This is a genomic window from Streptomyces sp. SLBN-8D4, assembly GCF_049739545.1.
GTDB lineage: Bacteria > Actinomycetota > Actinomycetes > Streptomycetales > Streptomycetaceae > Streptomyces > Streptomyces canus_C.
Map to the genome: position 1 here is coordinate 6,982,897 of NZ_JBMGQC010000001.1, position 24,428 is coordinate 7,007,324.

Below are 24,428 nucleotides of genomic sequence, written 5' to 3' on the forward strand. Positions count from 1 at the left end.
CCGGTACCCCGGCCACCCCCGGCACCCCAGCCGGCCACCCGACACCCCGCTCCCGGAACCCCGTGACCCGTCCCGCCCCCGGCAGAGACAATGGACCCCGTGCGCTATCGCATCCTCGGCACCACGCAAGCACTCCGCTCCGACGGTACGACCGTCCCGGTCGGCGGGACGCGCCTGCGTGCGTTGCTGACCGTGCTCGCTCTGCGGCCCGGCCGGACCGTCCCGGTGAGCCTCCTGGTGGACGAGGTGTGGGACGGCGACCCGCCCGCCGACGCGACGGGCGCGGTGCAGGCGCTGGTGGGGCGGCTGCGGCGGGCGCTCGGCGCGGACGCCGTGGCGTCCGTGGACGGCGGTTACCGGCTGACGGCCGCGTCGGACGACATCGACCTGCACCGTTTCGAGCGGCTCGCCGGTGACGGCATGCGGGCGCTGGCCGACGGCGACCCCGCGAAGGCGGCCGTGGTCCTGGACGACGCCCTCGTCCTGTGGCGGGGTCCGGCGCTGGCCGATCTGCCCGACCGCACGGCCGAGGCGGCCCGCGCCGAGGCCCGCCGGCTCGACGCCCTGCGCGCCCGCCACACCGCCGCCCTCGCCCTGGGCCAGGCCGACCAGGCCCTCCCCGAACTGACCGCCCTCTGCGACACCCACCCCCTCGACGAACCCCTCCAGTGCCTCCGCCTGCGCGCCCTGCGCGACACGGGCCGCACAGCGGAGGCGCTGGCCGCCTACGAGTCCGTACGACAACTGCTCGCGGACCGGCTTGGAGCCGACCCGGGGGCCGAACTGCGGGCGCTGCACGGGGAGTTGCTGCGGCCCGAGCCGTCCCGCCGGGGCCGGGGTACGGGTGGGCCCGTTGGTGGCGCCCGCGAGCAGGCCCCGGCCGCGCAGGCCCCCTCGGCGGAGGGGACCCCGGCTCACACGGCCGCACCCTCGCCCGCCGGCAACCTCCGTGCCCGGCTCACCTCCTTCGTCGGCCGGGAAGCCGACATCGATGCCATCCGGGGTGACCTCGCGACCGCGCGGCTCGTCACACTGCTCGGGCCGGGCGGGGCCGGGAAGACGCGGCTCTCGCAGGAGGCCGCCGAGGCCGTGGGGGACGTGGTGCGGGACGGGGTGTGGCTGGCGGAGCTCGCGCCGGTCGACGATCCGGACGCGGTGCCCGAGGCCGTGCTCACCGCCGTCGGGGCCCGCGAGACCGTGCTGTACGGCGCCGGTGCCGCCGAGGCGATGCGTGCCGCGGGCAGCGAGCGGCTCGACGAGCCCGTCGAGCGGCTCGCCGAGCACTGCGGCCGGCGCAGCATGCTGCTGATCCTGGACAACTGCGAGCACGTGGTCGACGCGGCCGCCCGGCTGGCGGAACGGCTCCTGGAGCGCTGCCCGGGGCTGACCATCCTGGCCACCAGTCGTGAACCCCTCGGCGTACCGGGGGAGTTGCTGCGTCCCGTGGAGCCCCTGCCCGAGCCCGTCGCGCTGCGGCTGCTCGCCGATCGGGGCGCCGCGGCCCGGCCCGGGTTCCGGGTGGACGCCGACGAGGAGACCGCGGCGGCCTGCGCAGAGATCTGCCGGCGCCTCGACGGGCTGCCCCTGGGAATCGAGCTCGCCGCCGCCCGGTTGCGGATGCTGACCCCTCGCCAGATCGCCGACCGGCTCGACGACCGGTTCCGGCTGCTCACCTCCGGCAGCCGTACCGTCCTGCCCCGCCAGCAGACCCTCAGGGCTGTCGTCGACTGGTCCTGGGACCTGCTCGACGAGGAGGAACGGGACGTCCTGCGGCGGCTTTCGGTGTTCGCCGGCGGCTGCGACCTGGCCGCCGCCGAAGCGGTCTGCGGCCCCGGCGCGCTGGACGCGCTCGGTTCGCTCGTCGACAAGTCCCTGGTGGTGGCGGCCCCTTCGGGGGACGGCGAGATGCGCTACCGGCTCCTGGAGACCGTCGCCGAGTACGCCGGCGAGCGCCTCGACGAGGCGGACGGGGCCCGTGCCGACGCCGAGCGCGCGCATCTGACGTACTACCGCGAACTCGCCCGCGTCACCGACCCGTTGCTGCGCCGCTCCGGCCAACTCGCCGCCATCGAGCGCCTGGAGCGCGAGTACGAGAACCTGCGCACCGCGCTGCGCCGGGCCGTGGCCGACCGCGACGAGCAGGAAGGGCTGTGCCTGGTCCTGTCGCTGGCCTGGTACTGGCAGATGCGCGACCTGCGCATCGAGGCCCGCAACTGGTCGCGCGAGGTCCAGGGCCTCGGCCCCGACCCCTTCACCGAGCCGGTCCGCCCCGCCGCGCCGGTGTGGGAGCGCTGCACGGACACCCCGCCGCCGTGGACCGGCGAGGTCCTGGAGGAGGCCAGGCGAGGCGCCCATCTCGTCCATCTCGCCTGCATGGACACCGAGTTGGACGCCTGGCAGAACCAGCACGCGCAGACGAAGCTGCGCTCCATCGCCGCCACCTACGAGCCCGGTATGGCGCAGACCTGCCGCATGCCGGGCTCCCTGTGGTTCTTCGCCATCATGCTCACCGGGGACATGAACCGGCTGCGGGACGTCATCAGGGCGACCGTCGACACCTGCCGGGCCACCCCGGGCTACGACTGGGAGCTGGCCGCCGCCCTCCAGTGGCGGGCCAACCTGCTCGCCAACCGCTCCGACTGGGCCGGCGACGCCATCCAGGACGCCGAGGAGGCGCTGGCGATCTACGAGCGGCTCGGTGATGTGTGGGGGACCGCCGAGGCGCTCTCCGCGCGCGCCGAGGCCCATGAGCGCAAGGGCGAGTGGCGGGCGGCCGCCGACGACTACGAGCGGGCGATCGAGCGGGCCGAACAGCTCGGTGCCCGCGCCCAGAAGTCCGTGCTCAACGCCCGCCTCGGCAGCGTGCTGCTGGAGACCGGGGAGGCCGAGCGCGGCGAACTCCTGCTGCGCTCGGTGATCGCCGACCAGGACGGCGCCCGCAACGAGGCGATGCCCGCCTCCCGGATGTTCCTCGCCGGCCGGCTCGGCATGACCGGCCGCATCCCCGAGGCACGTGAGCAACTGCGGCTGCTGCGCCAGCAGTTCGGCATCGCCCACTTCGTCATCTTCGACGCCTTCATCCTCGGCTCGGAGGCCTGGCTGGAGGCGATGGACGGCTGCTACGAGGAGTGCCTGAGGCTGACCCGCAGGGCGCTGGAGAAGTCCGAGGATCCGCTGGCCCTGACCATCGCCCCCCATATGCGCACCATGTACCTGCGCACCGCCGGGCTCGCCCTCGCCGGGTTCGACGGCGGGGCCCGGGCCCGGGACGGCGTTCGCTGTCTCGCCGCCGGGGACGCGCTGCTGCCGGCCGGCCATGCCCCGACCAGTGTCGAGCGCGAGGTGCGGGCCGGTGCCGAACGGGCGCTGCGCGCGGTGCTCGGCGACGCGGCCTTCGAGTCGGCGTACGCGGAGGGCGACGGCCTCTCCCCGCAGGAGGCCGCCGCCCTGGTGTGACGCGCACCGACGCCTGGGCGTCCAGGCCGGTCGGGCCGGTCAGTTCTTCGTGCGGAACTTGTGGATGGCGTACGGGGCCGCCACCGCGGTGATCGCCGCCGACCAGCCGAGCGTGACCCACAGGTCGTGCGCGACCGGGCCGCCCACCATCAGTCCGCGGGCCGCGTCGGCGAGCGTGGACAGCGGGTTGTAGTCGGTGAAGTGCTGGAGCCAGCCCGGCATCGAGTTCGTCGGCGCGAAGATCGACGAGCCGAACTGGAGCGGGAACAGCACCAGGAAGCCCATCGCCTGCACGGACTGCGCGTTCTTCAGGATCACGCCCAGGGTGAGGAACACCCACATGATCGAGGAGGCGAACACGGCGGACAGGCCGACCGCCGCGAACAGACCGCCCCAGTGGTGGATGTCGAAGCCCACCAGGACGGCGACGATCATCAGCACGGTGGTCGCGAACAGCATCCGCAGCAGTTCCACCGAGATCTTCGCGAACAGCACCGAGCCGCGCCCAATGGGCAGGGACCGGAAGCGGTCCATGACACCGGAGTTGAAGTCCTGGCTGAAGCCGGTGCCGACACCCTGGGACAGGGTCATGCTCATCATCGCGATCATGCCCGGGATGACGTACTGGACGTATCCGTCCTGCCCGCCGCCCAGGGCCTGGCCGATCGAGCCGCCGAAGACGAAGACGAACAGCAGGGTGAAGACGACCGGCATCAGGATGGCGTCGAACATCGACTCCGGGTCCTGGCGGATCCAGAGCAGGTTGCGGCGGATCAGGGCGCCGGTGTGCCGGAGATGTCCGCGCAGGGGGATCCGGGCGTCGGCGTCGATCGTGGTGGCGGTTGCGGCGCTCATACGGCGACCTCCTCGCGGGTGTCGGTGGGGACGGTGTCCTGCGGGGCACTGGCGCGGTGGCCGGTGAGGGACAGGAACACCTCGTCCAGGCTGGGCAGTTCGGTGGTGATGGAGGAGAGCGTGATGCCGCGCGCGGTGACCGCGCCGACCACGGCGGTCAGCTGCTCGTCGCTGAGGATCGGGACGATGAGAGTGCCGCTCTCGGTGTCCACGGTGGAGGTGGCGAGGCCGGTGATGCCGAGCTCGTCGATCCATCCGGCGAGCGGCTGGAGCTGCAGCGGATCCAGGGGCCGTACCCGCAGTGAGCGTCCACCGACCTTCGCCTTGAGCTCCTCGATGGCGCCGGCGGCGATGACCTTGCCGTGGTCCACGACGGTCAGCTCGGTGGCGAGCTGCTCGGCCTCCTCCATGTACTGGGTGGTGAGCAGGACGGTGACCCCGTCCCCGACCATCCGCTTGACCTCGTCCCACACCTCGTTGCGGGTGCGGGGGTCGAGACCGGTGGTGGGCTCGTCCAGGAAGAGCACCTGGGGCCGCCCGATCATCGAGGCGGCGAGGTCGAGCCGCCGCCGCATACCGCCCGAGTAGGTGCTCGCCGGCCGCTTCGCGGCATCCGTCAGCGAGAACCGCTCAAGCAGCTCGTCGGCCCGGGTGCGGGCCTCCTTGCGGGGCAGGTCGAGCAGCCGCCCGATCATGTAAAGGTTCTCCCAGCCCGGCAGCTTCTCGTCCACCGAGGCGTACTGCCCGGTGAGCCCGATCACCCGCCGCAGCTGGCGGGGCTGGCGCACGGCGTCGTAACCGGCGACGGTGGCCTGTCCGGCGTCGGGGGTGATGAGGGTGGACAGAATGCGTACGAGGGTGGTCTTACCGGCGCCGTTCGGCCCGAGCACACCCATCACGGTGCCCTCGCGCACATCCAGGTCGACGCCGTCCAGCGCCTTGGTCTCGCCGTAGTGCTTGACCAGCCCCCGCACGGAAACGGCGGAGTCCCCGCTCTTGGGGTTCTTGTCGATTCGCGTCATACCGAGGACAGTGCCAGCCCCCACCGACAAACCACCGACAGGTCGCCTACAGGGGACTACAGGCCGCCGACAGACCGAAAGGAAGGGGCGCCCGGTGTTCACCGGACGCCCCTTCTCGTCGTACGACCGCTCAGTACCGCACGGCTTCCGCCTGCTCCGGCACATGCGAGGCGACCACGCGCTCCCGGCCGGCCGGCACGCCCACGCGCCGCCGGTCCACGACCGCCGCCACCGCCGCGACGCCGAGGCCGAGGACGGCCAGGGCGGCGCCCGTCAGGGCCGGGGACGTCGCGCCGAGGCCCGCGGCCAGGGCGAGGCCGCCGATCCAGGCGCCGCCGGCGTTGGCCAGGTTGAAGGCGGCCTGGTTGGCGGAGGAGGCCAGGGCGGGGGCGGCCGAGGCCTTCTCCATGACCATCAGCTGGAGCGGGGAGCCGGTGACGAAGGCCGCCGTGCCCAGGAGGACGACCGCCGTCGCCGCGGTCCACTGCGTCGACATCAGGACCGGGAACAGGGCCAGGACCACGACCAGCGAGGTCAGGCCGCCGAACAGGGTGCCGCGCAGCGAGTGGTCGGCGAGGCGTCCGCCGATCAGGTTGCCGGCCGTCGCGCCCACGCCGAACAGGGCGAGCAGCAGCGTCACGCTGGAGTCGGCGTAGCCGGCCGCGTCCGTGAGCATCGGCGTGATGTAGCTGTACGCGGAGAACAGCGCGCCGAAGCCCGCGACCGTGGTGCCGAGCGCCAGCCAGACGGGCACCGACTTCAGGGCGACCAGTTCGCGGCGCAGGCCCACCGCCGGGGCGTGCGCGTGGTCGTGCGGGATGAGGAGCGCCAGGGAGGCTATCGCCGCCAGGCCGATCGCGCTGACGCCGAGGAAGGTCGCCCGCCAGCCCAGGTGCTGGCCCATGAGGGTGGCGACGGGCACGCCCGCGATGTTGGCGAGGGTCAGGCCGAGGAACATCAGGGACACCGAGCGGGCCTTGCGTTCCGGCGCCACCATGCCGGTGGCGACGACCGCGCCCACCCCGAAGAAGGCACCGTGCGGGAGCCCGCTCAGGAAGCGGGCCGCGAGCAGCCAGTGCTCGCCGGGGGCGAGGGCGGAGAGCGCGTTGCCGGCCACGAACAGCCCCATCAGGCCGATGAGGACCTTGCGACGGGACATCCGGGCGGTGACCGCGGCGAGCAGCGGGGCGCCGATCACCACGCCCAGCGCGTACGCCGAGACCAGGTGACCCGCGGTGGGGATGGAGATGCCCAGGTCGTCCGCGACATCGGGCAGCAGCCCCATCATCACGAATTCGGTGGTGCCGAGACCAAAAGCGCCGACGGCCAGAGCGAGCAGGGCCAAGGGCATGAAGAGCCGAGCCTTTCAGGGGAGAGCGGAGTTCCGTACGAGTGTATGTTCAAGTGCGGAACAAACACGCCTGGGCCCGCTATTCCAAAGGCCTCCGCGGGTTACGAAGAGGTGGTGAGGCTCACTCGGGCCGCCACCGGCAGATGGTCGCTGCCGGTCTCGGGCAGGGTCCACGAACTCACCGGCTTCACGCCCTGCACCATGATCTGGTCGATCCGCGCCATCGGGAACGACGCCGGCCAGCTGAACCCGAAGCCGCTGCCCGCCGCGCCCTGCGTGGAGCGCATCTGGGAGGTGACGGCGTTGAGCGCGCGGTCGTTCATCGTGCCGTTGAGGTCGCCGAGCAGGATCTTGCGGGGAAGCCTGTCGTCGGCGATGGCCTCGCCCAGCGCGTCGGCGCTCTTGTCGCGCTGCCGGGCGGTGAACCCGGCCTCCATCTTCACCCGGACGGACGGCAGGTGGGCGACGTAGATCGCGACCTTCCCGTCCGGGGCGGTCACCGTGGCCCGCATGGCACGGGTCCAGCCCAGCTTGATGTCGACGGCCTTCACGCCGGTCAGCGGGTCCTTGCTCCACAGCCCAACGGTGCCCTCGACCGCGTGGTACCTGTACGTCGACGCCAGCGCCTTCTCGTACACCGGCACCGCCGAGGCGGTCAGCTCCTCCAGTGCCACCACGTCCGCGCCGGAGGCGGCCACGTCCCGGGCGGTGCCCGACGGGTCGGCGTTGTCGGCGTTGACGTTGTGGGTGGCCACCGTGAGGTCGCCGCCGGTGGCGGACTTGTCGGAGAGCAGCCCGCCGAAGAGGTTCAGCCACACGGCCGCCGGAAGCAGCACCGCGATCAGCGCGGTCGCGGACCTGCGGAGGAAACCGAGCAGGAGCAGCACCGGCACGAACAGGCCGAGCCAGGGCAGGAAGGTCTCCGTGAGACTGCCGAGGTTGCCGATCGCGTTCGGGATCTGCGCGTGCAGCAGCATCACCAGGGCGACGAGCACCGCGAGGGCGGCCAGCACGGCACCGCGGCGCCAGACGCGGCGGTCACCGCGCCAGCCGGAGAGCGGGCGGCCGAGCAGGCGCCGGAACCGGTCTCTGCGGCGCTCGGGTCCCGAGCCGCCGTCCGCCGTCTCCGTCACGTATGCCTGCTGCGCCATACCGTCGCCTCACTACCTGCCGTGCACACCGTTCGCCCCGTTGCCGCGGGGTGTCAGAACCCCGTACGACCCTAGGGGATGATCGGCTTCCACCTCGTCGTCCCATGACGACCGTACGGGGGCGATGACGTACAAGTCGCCTTCCGGAGTTCCCCGTCCAGGAGGTGAAAGCGCCCTCTGTGACGAAACGCGCACACTAGGAACTGACGGGGCGTAGGCCTTCGAGGACGGTGTCGACGATCTGTTCGGACAGGCCCTGCGGCAGGGCGGCGTTGGGCTGCATGATGGTGCGGAACAGCATGGGCCCGATGATCAGGTCGTTGAGCAGCTCGACGTCGATGTCCGTGCGCAGCTCGCCGTTGGCCTGTCCGCGGCGCAGGATGTCGACCTGCTTGCGGCGCCGGGGCGCGACGACGATCGCGTGGTACGCGTCCCAGACCTTCGGGCTGCTCTTCATCTGGGCGAAGACACTGTGCAGCAGCGCCGAGGACCGGGTCATCAGCCCGCGCTGCCGCAACTGCTCCAGCAGGGCCACGAGATCGTCGCGCATCGAGGTGCCGGGCAGCTCCGCGTCCGGTGGCTCGGCGGTGCGCACGACGTCGACGAAGAGTGCCTCCTTGCCGTTCCAGCGGCGGTAGATGGTGGCCTTGCCGACGCCCGCGGTCCGGGCGATGCGCTCGATGGACAGCTCGGCGAGCGGCACGCCGTCCTCCAGCAGCGTGATGACGGCCTCGATGATGGACCGCTCCACGGCCTCGCTGCGGGGCCGGCCCCGTACGGCCCCCGTCTGCCTGGACTGACTCTCGGCGAGGCCGCTCACGTCGCTGGGTCCTCTCTGTGCGTATGAAGTGATTATCCCTGCTCTACGGCGGTGCGGGGGAGCGGTGTCCGGCCGTCGCAGGCCGGGCACCGCCGCGCCGGTTCACTCGCCCGCGGGAACCAACTCCTGTTCCTCCTGGCCCGGCTGACGTTCCGCCGGGCGCCCCGGCAGGTACAGCGCCACCACGAGGGCGCCGACCAGGGCCACGCCCGCTCCCCACAGCGCGGTGACGTGCATCGCGTGCAGGAAGGCGTCGTTGGCCGGGCCGACCAGGGCGTCGCCCCGGGGGCCGAGCTTCGCGGCGACGCCGAGCGTGGCCTCGATGGACTCGCCCGCGGTGTGCCGTACGCCCGGCGGAACCGCCCCGAGGTGGGACTCGATGCCGCTGCGGTAGGCCGTGGAGAGCACCGAGCCGAGGACGGCGATGCCGAGCGCGCCGCCGACCTGCCGGAAGGTGTTGCTGAGCGCGGACGCGGAGCCGGCCTTCTCGCGCGGCAGGGCCTGCATGATGACGACACTGGTCGGCGTCATGATGTGCGCCATGCCGGTGCCCATGAGGAAGAAGATCACCTCAAGGAGCCAGATCGGCGTGTCCGCCTCCAGCGCGGCGAACGCGCACAGCATCGCGGCGATCAGCAGCATGCCCCCGGTGGTCGTCGCCCGGTTGCCGAAGCGGTCGACGACCAGCCGGGCACGCGGCGCGAAGATCAGCTGCGCGGCGGCCAGCGGCAGCATCAGCAGACCGGTCTGCAGCGGCGAGTAGCCCCGCACGCTCTGGGTGTAGAAGACCGAGAAGAAGGTCACGCCCATCAGCGCGAAGAACACCAGCCCTATGGCGCCGATCGCGGCCGAGAACACCTTGTTCTTGAAGTAGGTGACGTCGATCGACGGGTGGTCGCTGCGCTTCTCGAAGACCACGAAGGCGACGAGCACGGCGAGACCGGCACCGATGGTGGCCAGTACGGTCGCGTCCGTGAAGTCGGCGAGCTGGCCGCCCTTGATGATGCCGTAGACGAGCAGGACCAGTCCGATGACGGACAGCACGACGCCGACGGGGTCGATCCGGCCCGGGTTCGGGTCGCGGGAGTCGGGCACCAGCCACAGCATCAGCCCGAGGGCGAGCGCCACGATCGGCACGTTGATGAGGAAGACCGAGCCCCACCAGAAGTGGTCCAGGAGCACTCCGCCGGTGATCGGCCCGATGGCGATGGCGAGTCCGACGCCGCCCGCCCAGATGCCGATGGCCTTGGGCTGTTCCTCGCGCTCGAAGACGTTCATCAGGACGGCGAGCGTGGCCGGCATGACGAACGCCGCGCCGAGGCCCATCAGTGCGCGGAAGGCGATCAGCTGGTCCGGCGAGCCGGAGAACGCGGCGAGGGCGGAACCTGCGCCGAACACGACCAGGCCGCCCAGCAGCACCTTCTTGCGGCCGAGCCGGTCGCCGAGCAGGCCCGCGGTGAACAGGAGCCCGGCGAAGACCAGGGTGTAGGCGTTGATCGCCCACTCCAGCTCGCTCTGGGTGGCGCCCAGGCCGGTCGGCGCGGGGGTCGAGATCGTCTTGATCGCGACGTTCAGGATCGAGTTGTCGAGCACCACGATCAGCAGGCTCAGCATCAGTACGCCGAGGATCGCCCAGCGGCGCCGGTGCACCGCCTCCGGTACCCGGGAGTCAGGGGCTGCGGTAGTCATGCGTCGAGAATAGCCCCATTACGATACGGCACCGTCTCGTATCGTTAATTATTTACCCAGCTCTTACCCACCCGGGTGCCCGTCCGAGCCGTGCCTGAACGGTCACACCGACCACCTCTGGCCCTGACTGGCACGAGGTGCCACCATGGAGGTGATCCGGGGACGCCGTGAGGGCGCCTCGAGATGACGTAAGGAGCCGTTGCAATGACGCAGCTTTCGGCTGTCCACAGCAAGCCTTCCGACGGCAGCAAGGCGCTGTACGGGGGGAAGGGCACCCGCCGCATCACCGTCCGGGACATCGCCCTCGCCAAGGAACGCGGCGAGAAGTGGCCCATGCTCACCGCCTACGACGCGATGACAGCGTCCGTCTTCGACGAGGCCGGCATCCCGGTCATGCTCGTCGGCGACTCGGCGGGCAACTGCCATCTCGGCTACGAGACCACCGTGCCCGTCACGATGGACCAGATGACCATGCTGTCGGCGGCCGTCGTGCGGGGCACCTCGCGCGCCCTGATCGTCGGTGACCTGCCCTTCGGTTCCTACCAGGAGGGCCCGGTGCAGGCGCTGCGCTCGGCGACCCGGCTGGTCAAGGAGGCGGGCGTCGGCGCCGTGAAGCTGGAGGGCGGCGAGCGCTCCCACGAGCAGATCCGCCTGCTCGTCGAGTCCGGCATCCCGGTCATGGCCCACATCGGCCTGACCCCCCAGTCCGTCAACGCCATGGGCTACCGCGTCCAGGGCCGCGGCGAGGAGGCGGCCCAGCAGCTGCTGCGCGACGCGAAGGCCGTCCAGGACGCGGGCGCGTTCGCCGTCGTCCTGGAGCTGGTCCCGGCGGAGCTCGCGGCCGAGGTCACCCGGGTCCTGCACATCCCGACGGTCGGCATCGGCGCGGGCCCCGAGACCGACGCGCAGGTCCTCGTCTGGACCGACATGCTCGGCCTCACCGGCGGGCGGGTCCCGAAGTTCGTCAAGCAGTACGCCAACCTGCGCGAGGTGATGTCCGGCGCGGTCAAGGCCTTCGCGGAGGACGTCGTCGGCGGAACGTTCCCGCTGGAGGAGCACTCCGTCCACTAGGGCCGACGGCCCGTCAGAGCCACAGCGGCACCACAGCGCCCCGCCGATCTTCCCCCGTCGGCGGGGCGCTCTCCTTAGTCGAATCAGTCGAACCGCTCCAGATCCCGCAGCCAGGCCCGCGCCGAACTGTCCGACGGTGCCCGCCAGTCACCGCGCGGCGACAGCGAACCGCCCGCCGACACCTTCGGCCCGTTCGGCATGGCCGAGCGCTTGAACTGCGCGAAGGCGAAGAAGCGCTTGCAGAACACCTCCAGCCACCGCCGGATCTCCGGCAGCTCGTACGTCACGCGCTTGGCCTCCGGGAAGTTCGGCGGCCAGTCACCGGTCTTCTCGTCGTGCCAGGCGTGCCACGCCAGGAAGGCGATCTTCGACGGCCGGAAGCCGTAGCGCAGGACGTGGAAGAGCGTGAAGTCGTGCAGCGCGTACGGGCCGATCTTGGACTCGGTGGACTGCATCTCCTCACCCGGCACCAGCTCCGGGCTGATCTCGGTGTCGAGGATCGCGGCGAGGATGTCACCGGTCTCCTCGTCGAACTGCTCGCTGCTGATGACCCAGCGGATCAGATGCTGCATCAGCGTCTTCGGCACCCCCGAGTTGACGTTGTAGTGGCTCATCTGGTCGCCCACGCCGTACGTGGACCAGCCGAGCGCCAGCTCGGAGAGGTCGCCGGTGCCGAGCACGATGCCGCCGCGCTGGTTGGCCAGCCGGAACAGGTAGTCGGTGCGAAGGCCCGCCTGGACGTTCTCGAAGGTGACGTCGTAGACCGGCTCGCCGGAGGCGAAGGGGTGGCCCATCTCCTGGAGCATCAGCCGTGCGGTCGGCGTGATGTCCAGCTCGGCCGCGGTGACGCCGAGGGCCCGCATCAGCCTGTGGGCGTTGCCCTTGGTGTGGTCGCTGGTGGCGAAGCCGGGCAGCGTCCAGGCCAGGATGTCGCTGCGCGGGCGGCCCGCGCGGTCCATCGCGCGGGCGGCGACGATCAGCGCGTGGGTGGAGTCCAGACCGCCGGAGACACCGATGACCACCTTCGGGCCGCCGATCGCCGCGAGGCGCTGCTGGAGCCCGGCGACCTGGATGTTGTAGGCCTCGTAGCAGTCCTGGGCGAGCCGCTCGGCGTCGGCCGGCACGAACGGGAAGCGCTCCAGACGGCGCTTGAGGCCCAAGTCGCCTGCGGGCGGGTCGAGTTCGAAGGACACCGTCCGGAAGTCACCGGTGCGCGTGCGATGGGTCCGCCGGTTCTCGTCGAACGTGCCCATCCGCATCCGCTCCTGCCGCAGCAGGTCCAGGTCCACGTCGGCCACCGCGTACTCGTCGCCCAGCGGGAACCGCTCGGTCTCGGCCAGCAGCACGCCGTTCTCGTAGACCATGGCCTGGCCGTCCCAGGACAGGTCGGTGGTCGACTCGCCGAGTCCGGCCGCCGCGTAGACGTACGCGGCGAGGCAGCGGGACGACGCCGAGCGGCACAGCAGCTTGCGGTCCTCGGCCCGGCCGACCGTGATCGGGCTGCCGGAGAGGTTGACCAGCACGGTCGCGCCGGCGAGGGCGGCCTCCGCGCTGGGCGGCACCGGCACCCACATGTCCTCGCAGATCTCCGCGTGCAGCACGAGACCGGGGACGTCGGCGGCCTCGAACAGCAGGTCCACGCCGAACGGCACGCTCGCACCGCCGACCCGGATCGACCCTCCGCGCTCGTCTGCGCCGTCGCCGATCTGCCGACGCTCGTAGAACTCGCGGTAGTTGGGCGGGTACGACTTCGGTACGACACCGAGGACCCGGCCGCGGTGCACGATCACCGCGCAGTTGTAGACCCGGTTGCGGTGGCGCAGCGGGGCACCTACGACCAGTACCGGGAGCAGGTCGGCCGACCCGGCGACCACCTCCCCGAGGGCTGTCTCGACCTCGTCGAGCAGCGCGTCCTGGAGGAGCAGGTCCTCGATGGAGTAGCCGCACAGCCCCAGTTCCGGGAAGACGGCGAGCGCGACCCCCTCCTCGGAGCACCGGCGCGCGTGACGCAGTACCGCTTCGGCGTTGGCGGGCGGGTCCGCGATGACGGTGTGACCCGTACACGCCGCGACGCGTGCGAACCCGTGCTGATAGATGGACCAGAAGTTCGAGGCAGTCACAGGATCAGTGTAATCGTCAGAGCGACGCTATAGGGGTTGGGGGGCGTGGGACCCTAGCCTTGCCCTGGACGAGAGGCATGAGATGAGCGGCATGAGCGATGACGGCCCGGACCGTACGGCGGGATGGGGCTGGTTCCTGGCCTGGCTCCTCGTGGGAGCGTGCGGCGGCATCGGCCTCGCGGCGCTCCTGACGGTGGGCGCGGCCTTCGTCGTACTCGCCGTGGTGGCCGCGGTGCTGCTGCTCCGCACCGGGCCTCGGCGCGCTGTCGTGGGCGCCGTCTCGGGGCTGGCTCTGCCGCTGTTCTACCTCGCCTACCTGAACCGGGGCGGTCCGGGCGAGGTGTGCCACGCGGTGACCGGCGGACAGAGCTGCACCGAGGAGTACACGCCGGTGCCGTTCCTCGTCGCCGGGGCTCTCCTGCTGGCCGTGGGGCTCGTGCTGCACGCGATGGCCGGCCGCCACGGGAGCACGGACCGCATGGCGCGAAGGTAGGCGGGACACGCGCGGGGGCCCGGTCCCGAAGGTTCTCGCCTTCGGGACCGGGCCCCTGTGGGACGTACGTCCGGTCAGTGCCGGCCGAACGACTGCACGTAACCGTTCGCGGGCGTACCCACGCCCGTCACGTCGTCGTAGCCCTTGACCGCGGACAGCGAGCTGTCCTTGCCGAGGCTGCGGACCGAGGTGCTCAACCCACCACTGGCGTCAGAGCCGTTGACGAAGTCGATGCGCGCCACCGCGAGTCCGGAGCCCGTCGGGTTGTCCGTGACGTCGTGGTACACCCGGGACCCGAACTTCGAGTAGATCGACGGGTTGGCGAACCCGAGCGCCTTGCCGCCGCTCGCCTGCTGCGCCAGCGCCTGCACGGCCGCGATCACCGGCGAGGCCAGCGAGGTGCCGCCGATGCGGTACTCGCTGTACTGCTGCGAGCCGTCGGGGAAGGTCTGCGTCTGACCCACCAGGAAACCGGTGTTCGGGTCGGCGATCGCGGAGATGTCCGGGACGACACGGTTGCCGGCGGCGTTGTTGGCCGTGGCGAGCGCGTCCGGAACGACACCCTTCTGGTAGAAGGGCTCGGCGACCGTCTTGCTGGTGCCGCCGCCCGCGCCCGAGGTGAACGCGCCGGGGAAGTTGGTCCAGCTCTTGCCGTCCGCGGACAGCGCGGCCTTCTCGGTGCCCCAGCCGGTCTCCCACAGGTACTTGTCGCCCTTGCCGACGGCGAGGGAGGTACCGCCGACCGCCGTCACCCACGCCGAGTTGGCCGGGGTGTCGACCTGCTTCGTACCGGTGTTGGCGACCTCGTCGCCGTTGTCGCCGGAGGAGAAGTAGAAGCCGATGCCCTCGACCGCGCCGAACTGGAAGACCTGGTCGTAGGCGGCCGCGAGGTCCGGCGTCTGGTTGGCCTCGATGTCGCCCCAGGAGTTGGAGACGATGTCGGCCAGGTGGTTGTCGACGACCTTGCTGAGCGAGTCGAGCAGATCGTCGTCGTAGCAGGACGCGGCACCCACGTACGTGATGTTCGCGTCCGGCGCCACCGCGTGCACGGCCTCGACGTCGAGGGTCTCCTCGCCGTACCAGCCGGCCGCCCCGCACTCCTCGGTCTTCGTGTAGTTCTTCGGCAGGACCTGCTTGAGCTGGCCGCTGTTGTAGGCGGCGTCGCCGTTCTTCTTCGCGTAGGTGGCAGCGTCGAAGGCGATGGTCGGGGAGGCGTAGGCGTCGGTGATGGCGACGCGGACTCCCTTGCCGGTGTACTTGCCCGCGCCGTAGGCGGCGCGCAGCTGCTTGCCCGTGTAGCCCTTGATCGCGTACGGGATCTTCGAACCGTAGGCCTCGGGCAGCGTGCTCGCGGTCTTCGAGCCGTAGTACGAGGAGAACGGCCCGGAGTTCTTGAACACGGCGTCCGGCGGCGGCAGTTGTTCCTTGCTGCTCGCCTTGTGCGGCGCGTTGTCCAGGCCGGTGACGGTCAGGACGGCACCGTCGAGGCCGGCCGGCGCGGAGGCGGCCTTGGCCGGGGCGCGGTACGTCTTCGAGCCCTTGACGTAGTTGTGCAGCTGGGTACCGAAGGCCTTCTCGGCGGCGGCCACGTCCACCGGTGACGGAGACGTAGTGCTCCGAGACGCCGGTGACCTTCAGGCCCGCCGACTCCAGCCAGGACTTCACCGCGGCGACCTGCGCCTTGGTCGCGCCGAAGCGGGCCTGTGCCTGCTTCGCGCTGAGGTACTTGCCGTACGCCGCCGAGGTCGGGTCGGACACCGACTTCGCGTAGGCGGCGAGGCCGGCGGCGTTCTTGCCGGCGAGGTAGACCCGGGCGGAGACCTGGGAACTGTCCGAGGTGGCGCCCTTGTCGGCCTTGGCCGTGGCCCACGCGGGCTTGGTCCCGGCCAGCGTGTCACGGTTCGGGCTGTCCGCGGCGTGGGCCGCGGGTATACCGAGCGCCAGCGCGCCCGCGAGCATCGGCAGTGTCGCCGCCATGCTCACCCCGGCGCGGAGTTTGGCGCGGTTGGATCTCATGGAACCCCCTGGATGCGGTTCGTCGCGAGTGATCACTCGACGGTGTGGCCACTCTTGCGACGAACCGTTCATGCGAGGGGAATGCGCATGCCAAGAAAAACCCAATTAACCTAACGGAAAAGGCTAATTCGAGGGTTAACCCTCTATCATCGCGCCTTCGCGCCCCGCTCCTTCAGCATCGATGACATCAGGTCGATCTCCGACTTCTGCGCGGCGACCATGCCCTGCGCGAGCCGCTTCTCCACACCGACCGTGCACTTGTCCACACAGCCCTTCGCCATGTGGATGCCGCCCTGGTGATGGTCCGTCATCAACTGGAGATAGAAGATCTCGGCCTGCTTGCCGTTCAGCGTGCCCAGCTTCTTCATCTCGCTGTCGGTCGCCATGCCCGGCATCAGCGAGCCCTCACCGGCCGACGGCATGTCACCCATGCCCATCCACGTCATCGGCGGATCCGCCGACACCTTCGGCAGCTGCCACAGATCCAGCCAGCCCAGCAGCATGCCGCGCTGGTTGGCCTGCGTCTGCGCGATGTCGTAGGCGAGCCGCCGCACCTCGACGTCCTTGGTGCGGTCGCGCACGATGTACGACATCTCGACGGCCTGCTGGTGGTGCACGGCCATGTCGCGCGCGAAACCGGCGTCCGCGGATCCGGCGGCCGGGGTGCCGCCCGATCCGTCGTCCTCGGCCACGGCGTAGGTGATCGCGCCGGCCGCGACGAGCACGCCCGCCACGGCCACGGCCACTCCCGCGAACCTCACTGCCCCAGACCACCCGTGCACGCCGCGCCCGGCTCGGGCGTCTGCTCGCCCTGCACGAACTTCTCGAAGAACTTGTCGACGTTCGGGTCCTTCGCCCCGGTCACGGTCCGCTGGTGGCCCCACGCCGACAGCATGATCGGGTCCTTCTGCGTGTCGTCCGGGCTCATCAGCGTGTACGGCGTCTTCTTCACCTTCGCCGCGAGCGCGTCGATGTCGGCCTTCTGGGCCTTGCCGGTGTACGTCACCCAGACGGCGCCGTGCTCCAGCGAGTGCACGGCGTTCATGTTGTTGAGCGCCTTGGTGTAGACGTCGCCGTTGCAGTTCATCCAGACCTGGTTGTGGTCGCCGCCGACCGGGGGCTCCATCGGGTAGCTCACGGTCTTGACGACGTGGTTGCGGCCCAGCGTGCCCTTCCAGGTCCGCACACCGTCCGAGCCCGTGACGAAGTGCCCCTTGCCGCTGCCCTTGCCGTCGGCCGCCGTGCCGTCGTCGGACTGCGACTGCACCAGCACGATGGCGCCGGCGACCAGACCGGCGACGACGACCGCGCTGGCGGCGATGGTGAGGATCCGGTTGCGGCGCTCCCGGGACTGCTCGGCGCGCCGCATCTCCTCTATGCGCGCCTTGCGTGCCGTGGCGGTGCTCTTCTTGGCGGAACCCATGAGGTGTGTCCTTCTGGGGGAAAGGGGCGGGACGGATGGTGACGATCGGTCCGCTGATCGTAGTGGGGCGGGGGTGGTTGCTCGTAGGGCGCCCACAGGAAACCGGGGCGTGCGGTGAGACGGGGTGGGCCGGGCATTACGTATGTCAGTCCGAGCAGGCAAGATGGGCGGCAGAGCAGTACATCCAGCGGACGTGAGGCGTTCACTCCCGGGTCGCCGGGACGATCAAGGTCGGCAACGCGCACGAAACGCTGTTGTGGTGTGATGCTCAGGTGCCCGACCGCCTCCTGCGGGACACGGAGACAGGCGGCCTGACCAGCAAGGATGGGGAAGCGGAAGATGGACAAGCAGCAGGAGTTCGTGCTCCGGACCTTGGAGGAGCGCGACATCCGGTTCGTACGCCTGTGGTTCACGGACGTGCTGGGCTTCCTCAAGTCCGTCGCGGTGGCCCCGGCAGAGCTCGAACAGGCCTTCGATGAGGGCATCGGGTTCGACGGCTCCGCGATCGAGGGCTTCGCTCGTGTATACGAGTCCGACATGATCGCCAAGCCGGACCCGTCGACCTTCCAGGTCCTGCCCTGGCGCGCCGAGGCCCCCGGCACGGCCCGGATGTTCTGCGACATCCTCATGCCGGACGGCTCCCCGTCCTTCGCGGACCCCAGGTATGTGCTGAAGCGCGCCCTGGCCCGCACCTCCGACCTGGGCTTCACCTTCTACACCCACCCGGAGATCGAGTTCTTCCTCCTGAAGGACCGCCCGCTGGACGGCTCACGCCCGACCCCGGCCGACAACTCCGGCTACTTCGACCACACCCCGCAGAACATCGGCATGGACTTCCGCCGCCAGGCGATCACCATGCTGGAGTCGATGGGCATCTCGGTCGAGTTCTCCCACCACGAGGGCGCCCCCGGCCAGCAGGAGATCGACCTCCGCTACGCCGACGCGCTCTCCACCGCCGACAACATCATGACGTTCCGCCTGGTCATGAAGCAGGTGGCGCTGGAGCAGGGCGTCCAGGCGACGTTCATGCCGAAGCCGTTCTCTGAGCACCCGGGCTCGGGCATGCACACCCACCTCTCGCTCTTCGAGGGCGACCGCAACGCGTTCTACGAGTCCGGCTCGGAGTACCAGCTCTCCAAGGTCGGCCGCTCCTTCATCGCGGGCCTGCTGAAGCACGCGGCGGAGATCTCCGCGGTCACCAACCAGTGGGTCAACTCCTACAAGCGCATCTGGGGCGGCACCGAGCGCACCGCCGGCGCCGGCGGCGAGGCCCCCTCCTACATCTGCTGGGGCCACAACAACCGCTCCGCCCTGGTCCGCGTCCCGATGTACAAGCCCGGCAAGACCGGCTCGGCCCGCATCGAGGTCCGCTCCCTCGACTCCGGCGCCAACCCCTACCTCGCCTACGCCCTCCTCCTGGCCGCCGGCCTCAAGGGCATCGAGGAGGGCTACGAGCTCCCGCCGGGCGCCGAGGACGACGTCTGGGCCCTGTCCAACTCCGAGCGCCGCGCCATGGGCATCGAGCCCCTGCCCCAGAACCTGGGCGAGGCCCTCACCCTGATGGAGCGCAGCGACCTGGTCGCGGAGACGCTGGGCGAGCACGTCTTCGACTTCTTCCTGCGCAACAAGAAGAGCGAGTGGGAGGAGTACCGCAGCGAGGTCACGGCCTTCGAGCTGCGGAAGAACCTGCCGGTGCTGTAAGGGCAGGTCGGAGCGGGTTTCCCGCTGTTCGACCACGTGAGGCCGACGGTCACGGACCGTCGGCCTCACTGCGTCCTGCCGACGAGGGAAGCCGCTCAGCGCCTCGTCTCGTACCTGGTCAGGACCACTCCGCCGGGACACGTCCGCGTCTCCACCAGGTTCAGGTTCACCCAGCTGTCCAGCGCGGTGAAGAACGGCGTGCCGCCGCCCACCAGGACCGGATGGGTGGCGATCACGTACTCGTCGATCAGGCCGGCGCGCAGGGCCGCCCCGGCGAGGGTTGCGCCGCCGATGGTCATCGGGCCGCCGTCCTCGGCCTTGAGCCGGGTGATCTCGGCGATCGCGTCGCCGGTGACCAGGCGGGCGTTCCAGTCGACCTTGTCGATCGTCGAGGAGAACACCACCTTCGGCGTGTCCCGCCAGTTCCGCGCGAACGCGATCTGCGCCGGGGTGGCGCCCGGCTGCTGGTCGCCGGTCGGCCAGTAGGAGCTCATCGCCTCCCACAGCTTGCGCCCGTACAGCGACAGGGCACTCGCCTGCTCGTGGTCGAGCCACCACTGGAACAGCTCGTGGCTCGGCGGTCCGCTCCAGCCGATGTCGTCGCCGGCCGCGGCGATGTAGCCGTCCAGGGTGAGGTTCATGCCGTAGATCAGTTTCCGCATGTCATCGCCCCCTCAAGGGCGACTACTGTTCTGCCAGCTTCGACAGAACCGCGTGCAGCGGTTCCGTCTCCCTGCGCTTGTACTCCTGGATCGCCCAGCCGTTGCCGTCCGGGTCCTTGAAGTACATGAAGGTGGCGCCGTCCTGCGGGGCGAACTGGACCGGTTCGCTGACGTCCAGGCCGCGGGCGGTGAGTTCCTCGTACGCCGCCTTCGCGTCCGTCACGCACAGTTGCATGCCGTGGTACGTCCCGGGCTGGGGGGCTCCGGTCGGGACCTGGAGGCCGTCCACCAGGGCGATGGAACAGCCGGAGCCCGGCGGGGTCAGCTGGCAGATGCGGACGCCCTCCATCACCTCGCCGTCCAGATCCACGTGGAAACCGACCTTGTCGCGGTAGAACTCCTTGGCGCGGTCGACGTCCGTGACCGGCAGCAGGATGACTTCGAGACTCATGTCCATGGCGTGACTCCCTTGGCGACGTCAGTACAGAGGGCCGTTCCGGGCCGTTCTCAGAAGCGCCACCGCGTCTGGCTGAACGGCTGTCCCTTACCGAAGCCGAAAACCGTGCGCGGCGCCACCGCATATACGACGGCGTGTCCCGGGCCGTGATGGAAGTAGCCGTCCCGCACTTCGAAGCGCCAGAAGTCGCCGTACTTCGCCTCCCACGCGGCGGCCAGCTCGCGCAGCCTCGTGTCGTCGGAGACCCGCACCGCCTCGCCCTCCACCACCAGGTCGTAGCCCTTGTCCCAGATGTTGGTGCCGGTCGTCAGCGTCACGTGCGGGTTGTGCGCGAGGTTCTTCGCCTTGCGCTCCTCGGGTCCGGTGCAGAAGTGCAGCGCCCCATGAGCCCACACGGCCGGCAACGGCGTGACGTGCGGGCGCCCGTCCGGCCGTACCGTCGAGATCCAGAACAGCTCGGCGGAGGCCATCAGCGACTCCGCGTCGGCCCAGGCGTGCGCCGTCGCGTCCGGGTCGCTGTAGCGCGCGTCGAGGTGGGTCTCGGGTTCCTTCTCGGTCATCAATCGCCTCCGGCTCGGGGAACACCCGGCCCACCGCGGCGGTCCGGCTCGACACTCCCAGTCTGCCCAAGGCGTACCCCGAATGCGGGAGGAGAAGACGATCCGCTCGGGGACGGGGACGGGGACGGGGACGGGGACGGGGACGGGGACGGGCCACGGCCCGGACGGAACCCGCCCCCTCGTACCTTGCCCACACCCGACCCCGGCCTCGCGTGCGTCCTGCACCGCGCCTCACCCGGCCTCCGCCCGTGTGCGTCCTGCTCCCGTCCAGGCCCTCGCCCGCGCCTCACCTCCGGGGCCCAGCCCCGCGTGCGCCCTGCGCTCCATCCCGCCTACGCCCCCCGCCCGCGCCTCACCCCCGGGCCCAGCCCCGTGACTGCCCGCGGCCCCGCCCTCACTCCAGACCCCCGCCCCCAACCCCGGCCCCACCCCGAGTCAGCCGCCCCCACCCCCGAGCCCCCCCGCTCCCGCCCCGGGACCGGGGCCCGCCCCGAAATCCCCCCACCCGCTCCCCGGCGCTGATCCCCCGCTCTCCGGATAGGCTCGATCGACACGACCTGGATCGGACAGGAGGCCGGGATGACGGCGGCGCCGGGGCGCAGGAGCAGTACCTTCACGCGGCTGCTGCGGCACGGTTTCACCGATCCGTCGGGCGCCGAGCGACTGCTGGAGAGCGCGGAGCTGAGCGCCGTACGCGATGACCCGGTGCTGCTGGAGGCGCTCGGCGCGACCGCCGATCCCGATCTCGCGCTGCTCGGTCTGGTACGGCTCCTGGAGGCGCAGCCCGACCGGGAACTGCTCGACACGGTGATAGCGGCGAAGCCCTTCCGCGACCGGCTGCTCGGGGTGCTCGGCGCGTCCGCCGCGCTCGCGGAGCATCTCGCCCGGCACCCCGCCGACTGGCAGGCCCTCGTCACCTACGAGCCCCGCGACCTGCACCCCGGCGTCGAGGAGTTCGAACGCGGGCTCGCCGAGGCCACCGACCCCGTCGCCCTGCGCGTCGCCTACCGGCGCTGTCTGCTGTCGATCGCCGCCCGTGACGTGTGCGGAACCACCGACCTCGCCGAAACCGCCGCCGAGCTGGCCGACCTCGCCACCGCCACCCTGCGCGCCGCGCTCGCCATAGCGCGGGCGGCCGCACCCGAGGACGCCGCGCTGTGCCGGCTCGCGGTGATCGCGATGGGAAAGTGCGGGGGCCACGAGCTGAACTACGTCTCCGACGTGGACGTGATCTTTGTCGGTGAAGCAGTCGACGGGGCCGACGAGGGCAAGGCCCTGCGCGCCGCGACCAAGCTCGCCTCGCACATGATGCGGGTGTGCTCGGAGACGACCGTCGAGGGGTCCATCTGGCCCGTCGACGCCAATCTGCGCCCCGAGGGCAGAAACGGTCCGCTGGTGCGCACCCTCTCCAGCCACCTCGCCTACTACCAGCGCTGGGCCAAGACCTGGGAGTTTCAGGCGCTCCTCAAGGCCCGTCCGGTCGCCGGCGACCTGGAGCTGGGCGAGGAGTACGTCGCCGCCCTCGAACCCCTCGTCTGGAAGGCCGCCGAGCGCGAGAACTTCGTCGCCGACGTGCAGAAGATGCGCCGCCGGGTCGTGGAGAACATCCCCGTCGCCGAGCTCGACCGGCAGCTCAAGCTCGGCCCCGGCGGGCTCCGGGACGTCGAATTCGCCGTACAGCTCCTCCAGTTGGTGCACGGCCGTGAGGACGGCTCGCTGCGCAGCGGCACCACCCTCAACGCCCTGCAGGCCCTCGCCGCCGGCGGCTATGTCGGCCGGGCCGACGCCGCCCAGCTCGACGACGCCTACCGCTTCCTGCGCTCCATGGAGCACCGCATCCAGCTCTACCGGCTGCGCCGCACCCACCTCGTCCCCGAGGACGAGGCCGACCTGCGGCGCCTCGGCCGCTCCCTCGGTCTGCGCGCCGACCCGGTGACCGAGCTGAACCGTGAGTGGAAGCGGCACGCCTCCGTCGTACGGCGACTGCACGAGAAGCTGTTCTACCGGCCGCTGCTGGACGCGGTGGCCCAACTCGGTCCCGGCGACATCAGGTTGAGCCCCGGGGCGGCGCGGGAACGGCTGGTCGCGCTCGGGTACGCCGACCCCGCCTCCGCGCTCAGGCACCTGGAGGCGCTCGCCTCCGGCATCACCCGCAAGGCCGCCATCCAGCGAACTCTCCTTCCGGTCCTGCTGGGTTGGTTCGCCGAGTCGGCCGACCCGGACGCCGGACTGCTCAACTTCCGCAAGGTGTCGGACGCGTTGGGCAAGACCCCCTGGTATCTGCGGCTGCTGAGAGACGAGGGCGCCGCCGCCGAGAACCTCGCGCGCGTCCTGTCCGCCGGGCGCCTCGCCCCGGACCTGCTGATGCGCGCACCCGAAGCCGTGGCGCTCCTCGGGGACGGCGACGGCGGCGGCCTCGCTCGCCGCGAGCGGGCCAGTCTGGAGCAGGAGATACTCGCCGCGGTCGGCCGCGCCGAGGGTGCCGTCCAGGGCGTCACGGCGGCCCGTGGAGTCCGGCGCCGCGAACTCTTCCGTACGGCCGCCGCGGACATCGTCGGCTCCTACGGCACCGAGACCCAGCCCGCCGAACCGGACCAGGGCGCCCTCGTGGAGCGCGTCGGCGCCGCCGTGTCCGACCTGACCGCCGCGACCCTCGCCGGCACCCTGCGCGCGGTCGTGCGGGAGGGCTGGGGCGACACCCTGCCCACCCGGTTCGCCGTCATCGGCATGGGCCGCTTCGGCGGCCACGAACTCGGCTACGGCTCCGACGCGGACGTCCTGTTCGTGCACGAACCACGCGAGGGGGTGGACGAGCGGGAGGCCTCCCAGGCCGCCAACAAGGTTGTCTCCGAGATGCGCCGCCTGCTCCAGATCCCGAGCGCCGACCCCCCGCTGCTCATCGACGCCGACCTGCGCCCCGAGGGCAAGTCAGGACCGCTGGTGCGCACCCTGACCTCGTACGCGGCCTACTACCGCCGCTGGTCGCTCGTCTGGGAGGCGCAGGCGCTGCTGCGGGCCGAACCGGTCGCGGGGGACGAGGAGCTGGGACACCGCTTCATCGAGCTCATCGACCCCCTGCGCTGTCCGGAGGCCGGCCTCGGTGAGGACGCCGTACGCGAGATCCGGCGGCTGAAGGCACGTATGGAGTCCGAGCGGATGCCCCGCGGCGCCGACCCGAAACTGCACACCAAGCTCGGGCCCGGAGGCCTGTCGGACGTCGAGTGGACCGTCCAGCTGCTCCAGATGCGCCACGGGGCCCAGGTGCCGGCGCTGCGCACGACCCGTACCCGCGCGGCCCTCGCCGCCGCACTGGACGCCGGGTTCATCACCGCGGACGACGCCCAGGTCCTCGACGAGGCGTGGGTGCTGGCGACCCGGGTGCGCAACGCGGTGATGCTGGTGCGGGGGCGGGCCGGGGACACGTTTCCGACCGAGGCGCGCGAACTCTCCGCCGTGGGCCGTTACCTGGGGTACGGGCCGGGGCACGCGGGGGACATGCTGGAGGACTACCGGCGGACGGCCCGGCGGGCCCGGGGCGTGGTGGAGGAGTTGTTCTACGGGGGGTAGGGCCGTGCGCTCGT

Annotated in this window: 17 protein-coding genes and 1 pseudogene; 5 read left to right on the plus strand and 13 right to left on the minus strand. The window is 71.2% G+C overall.

Annotated features, from left to right (window positions below):
* Window positions 1-90: 90 nt before the first annotated feature.
* Window positions 91-3,456 (plus strand): AfsR/SARP family transcriptional regulator, encoded by a 3,366-nt coding sequence (locus tag RKD20_RS31730; protein WP_424880697.1) that lies wholly within the window; start codon window positions 91-93, stop codon window positions 3,454-3,456.
* Between the two features lie 39 nt (window positions 3,457-3,495).
* Here the strand turns inward: RKD20_RS31730 and RKD20_RS31735 are convergent, their stop codons facing one another.
* From RKD20_RS31735 to RKD20_RS31760, 6 genes are all read right to left on the minus strand, one after another.
* On the minus strand, window positions 3,496-4,311 hold the full coding sequence (locus RKD20_RS31735; protein ID WP_402260771.1) for an ABC transporter permease: 816 nt from the start codon (window positions 4,309-4,311) through the stop codon (window positions 3,496-3,498).
* Window positions 4,308-5,333, minus strand: a complete 1,026-nt coding sequence (locus RKD20_RS31740; RefSeq protein ID WP_424880698.1) for an ATP-binding cassette domain-containing protein — start codon at window positions 5,331-5,333, stop codon at window positions 4,308-4,310. The genes RKD20_RS31735 and RKD20_RS31740 overlap by 4 nt, the downstream gene beginning before the upstream one ends.
* A 130-nt stretch (window positions 5,334-5,463) precedes the next feature.
* Entirely contained in the window at window positions 5,464-6,684 is a 1,221-nt protein-coding gene (locus RKD20_RS31745; RefSeq protein ID WP_424880699.1) for an MFS transporter, read from the minus strand.
* A gap of 101 nt (window positions 6,685-6,785) precedes the next feature.
* A complete protein-coding gene (locus tag RKD20_RS31750; RefSeq protein WP_424880700.1) occupies window positions 6,786-7,835 on the minus strand; it encodes an endonuclease/exonuclease/phosphatase family protein in 1,050 nt (349 codons plus the stop codon).
* A 196-nt stretch (window positions 7,836-8,031) separates the two neighbouring features.
* The gene (locus RKD20_RS31755; protein WP_424880701.1) at window positions 8,032-8,655 is read right to left on the minus strand and encodes a TetR/AcrR family transcriptional regulator; all 624 of its coding nucleotides are present in this window, start codon (window positions 8,653-8,655) and stop codon (window positions 8,032-8,034) included.
* A gap of 102 nt (window positions 8,656-8,757) precedes the next feature.
* The gene (locus RKD20_RS31760) at window positions 8,758-10,344 is read right to left on the minus strand and encodes an MFS transporter (RefSeq protein WP_424880702.1); all 1,587 of its coding nucleotides are present in this window, start codon (window positions 10,342-10,344) and stop codon (window positions 8,758-8,760) included.
* Window positions 10,345-10,548: 204 nt separating this feature from the next.
* Between RKD20_RS31760 and panB the strand changes: the two genes are divergently transcribed.
* On the plus strand, window positions 10,549-11,415 hold the full coding sequence (gene panB / locus RKD20_RS31765) for a 3-methyl-2-oxobutanoate hydroxymethyltransferase (RefSeq protein WP_424880703.1): 867 nt from the start codon (window positions 10,549-10,551) through the stop codon (window positions 11,413-11,415).
* 83 nt (window positions 11,416-11,498) lie between these two features.
* Here the strand turns inward: panB and RKD20_RS31770 are convergent, their stop codons facing one another.
* Window positions 11,499-13,535, minus strand: a complete 2,037-nt coding sequence (locus RKD20_RS31770; RefSeq protein ID WP_424880704.1) for an NAD(+) synthase — start codon at window positions 13,533-13,535, stop codon at window positions 11,499-11,501.
* 91 nt (window positions 13,536-13,626) lie between these two features.
* Here RKD20_RS31770 and RKD20_RS31775 point away from each other — a divergent pair, with 91 nt between their 5' ends.
* The gene (locus RKD20_RS31775) at window positions 13,627-14,028 is read left to right on the plus strand and encodes a hypothetical protein (protein ID WP_424880705.1); all 402 of its coding nucleotides are present in this window, start codon (window positions 13,627-13,629) and stop codon (window positions 14,026-14,028) included.
* 74 nt (window positions 14,029-14,102) lie between these two features.
* Here the strand turns inward: RKD20_RS31775 and RKD20_RS31780 are convergent.
* The 3 genes and pseudogenes from RKD20_RS31780 to RKD20_RS31790 all read right to left on the minus strand — a co-directional run bounded on the left by RKD20_RS31780 (window position 14,103) and on the right by RKD20_RS31790 (window position 17,467).
* Window positions 14,103-16,044 (minus strand): annotated as a pseudogene (locus RKD20_RS31780) (S53 family peptidase).
* 146 nt (window positions 16,045-16,190) lie between these two features.
* Complete coding sequence (locus RKD20_RS31785) at window positions 16,191-16,790, minus strand: DUF305 domain-containing protein (RefSeq protein ID WP_424880706.1); 600 nt, start codon at window positions 16,788-16,790, stop codon at window positions 16,191-16,193.
* 11 nt (window positions 16,791-16,801) lie between these two features.
* Window positions 16,802-17,467, minus strand: coding sequence for a DUF3105 domain-containing protein (locus RKD20_RS31790; protein ID WP_424880707.1), 666 nt, complete (start codon window positions 17,465-17,467; stop codon window positions 16,802-16,804).
* A 339-nt stretch (window positions 17,468-17,806) separates the two neighbouring features.
* Between RKD20_RS31790 and glnA the strand changes: the two genes are divergently transcribed.
* A complete protein-coding gene (glnA, locus tag RKD20_RS31795; protein WP_007381571.1) occupies window positions 17,807-19,168 on the plus strand; it encodes a type I glutamate--ammonia ligase in 1,362 nt (453 codons plus the stop codon).
* Window positions 19,169-19,263: 95 nt separating this feature from the next.
* Here the strand turns inward: glnA and RKD20_RS31800 are convergent, their stop codons facing one another.
* The 3 genes from RKD20_RS31800 to RKD20_RS31810 are packed head-to-tail and all read right to left on the minus strand — an operon-like array spanning window position 19,264 to window position 20,847.
* Window positions 19,264-19,830, minus strand: a complete 567-nt coding sequence (locus tag RKD20_RS31800) for a dihydrofolate reductase family protein (RefSeq protein WP_424880708.1) — start codon at window positions 19,828-19,830, stop codon at window positions 19,264-19,266.
* Window positions 19,831-19,852: 22 nt separating this feature from the next.
* Window positions 19,853-20,287: a VOC family protein gene (locus RKD20_RS31805; protein WP_424880709.1), complete on the minus strand. Its 435-nt coding sequence runs from the start codon at window positions 20,285-20,287 to the stop codon at window positions 19,853-19,855.
* Between the two features lie 50 nt (window positions 20,288-20,337).
* On the minus strand, window positions 20,338-20,847 hold the full coding sequence (locus RKD20_RS31810) for a pyridoxamine 5'-phosphate oxidase family protein (protein ID WP_424880710.1): 510 nt from the start codon (window positions 20,845-20,847) through the stop codon (window positions 20,338-20,340).
* Between the two features lie 579 nt (window positions 20,848-21,426).
* Between RKD20_RS31810 and RKD20_RS31815 the strand changes: the two genes are divergently transcribed.
* Window positions 21,427-24,414, plus strand: a complete 2,988-nt coding sequence (locus RKD20_RS31815; RefSeq protein WP_424880711.1) for a bifunctional [glutamine synthetase] adenylyltransferase/[glutamine synthetase]-adenylyl-L-tyrosine phosphorylase — start codon at window positions 21,427-21,429, stop codon at window positions 24,412-24,414.
* Window positions 24,415-24,428 lie beyond the last annotated feature (14 nt).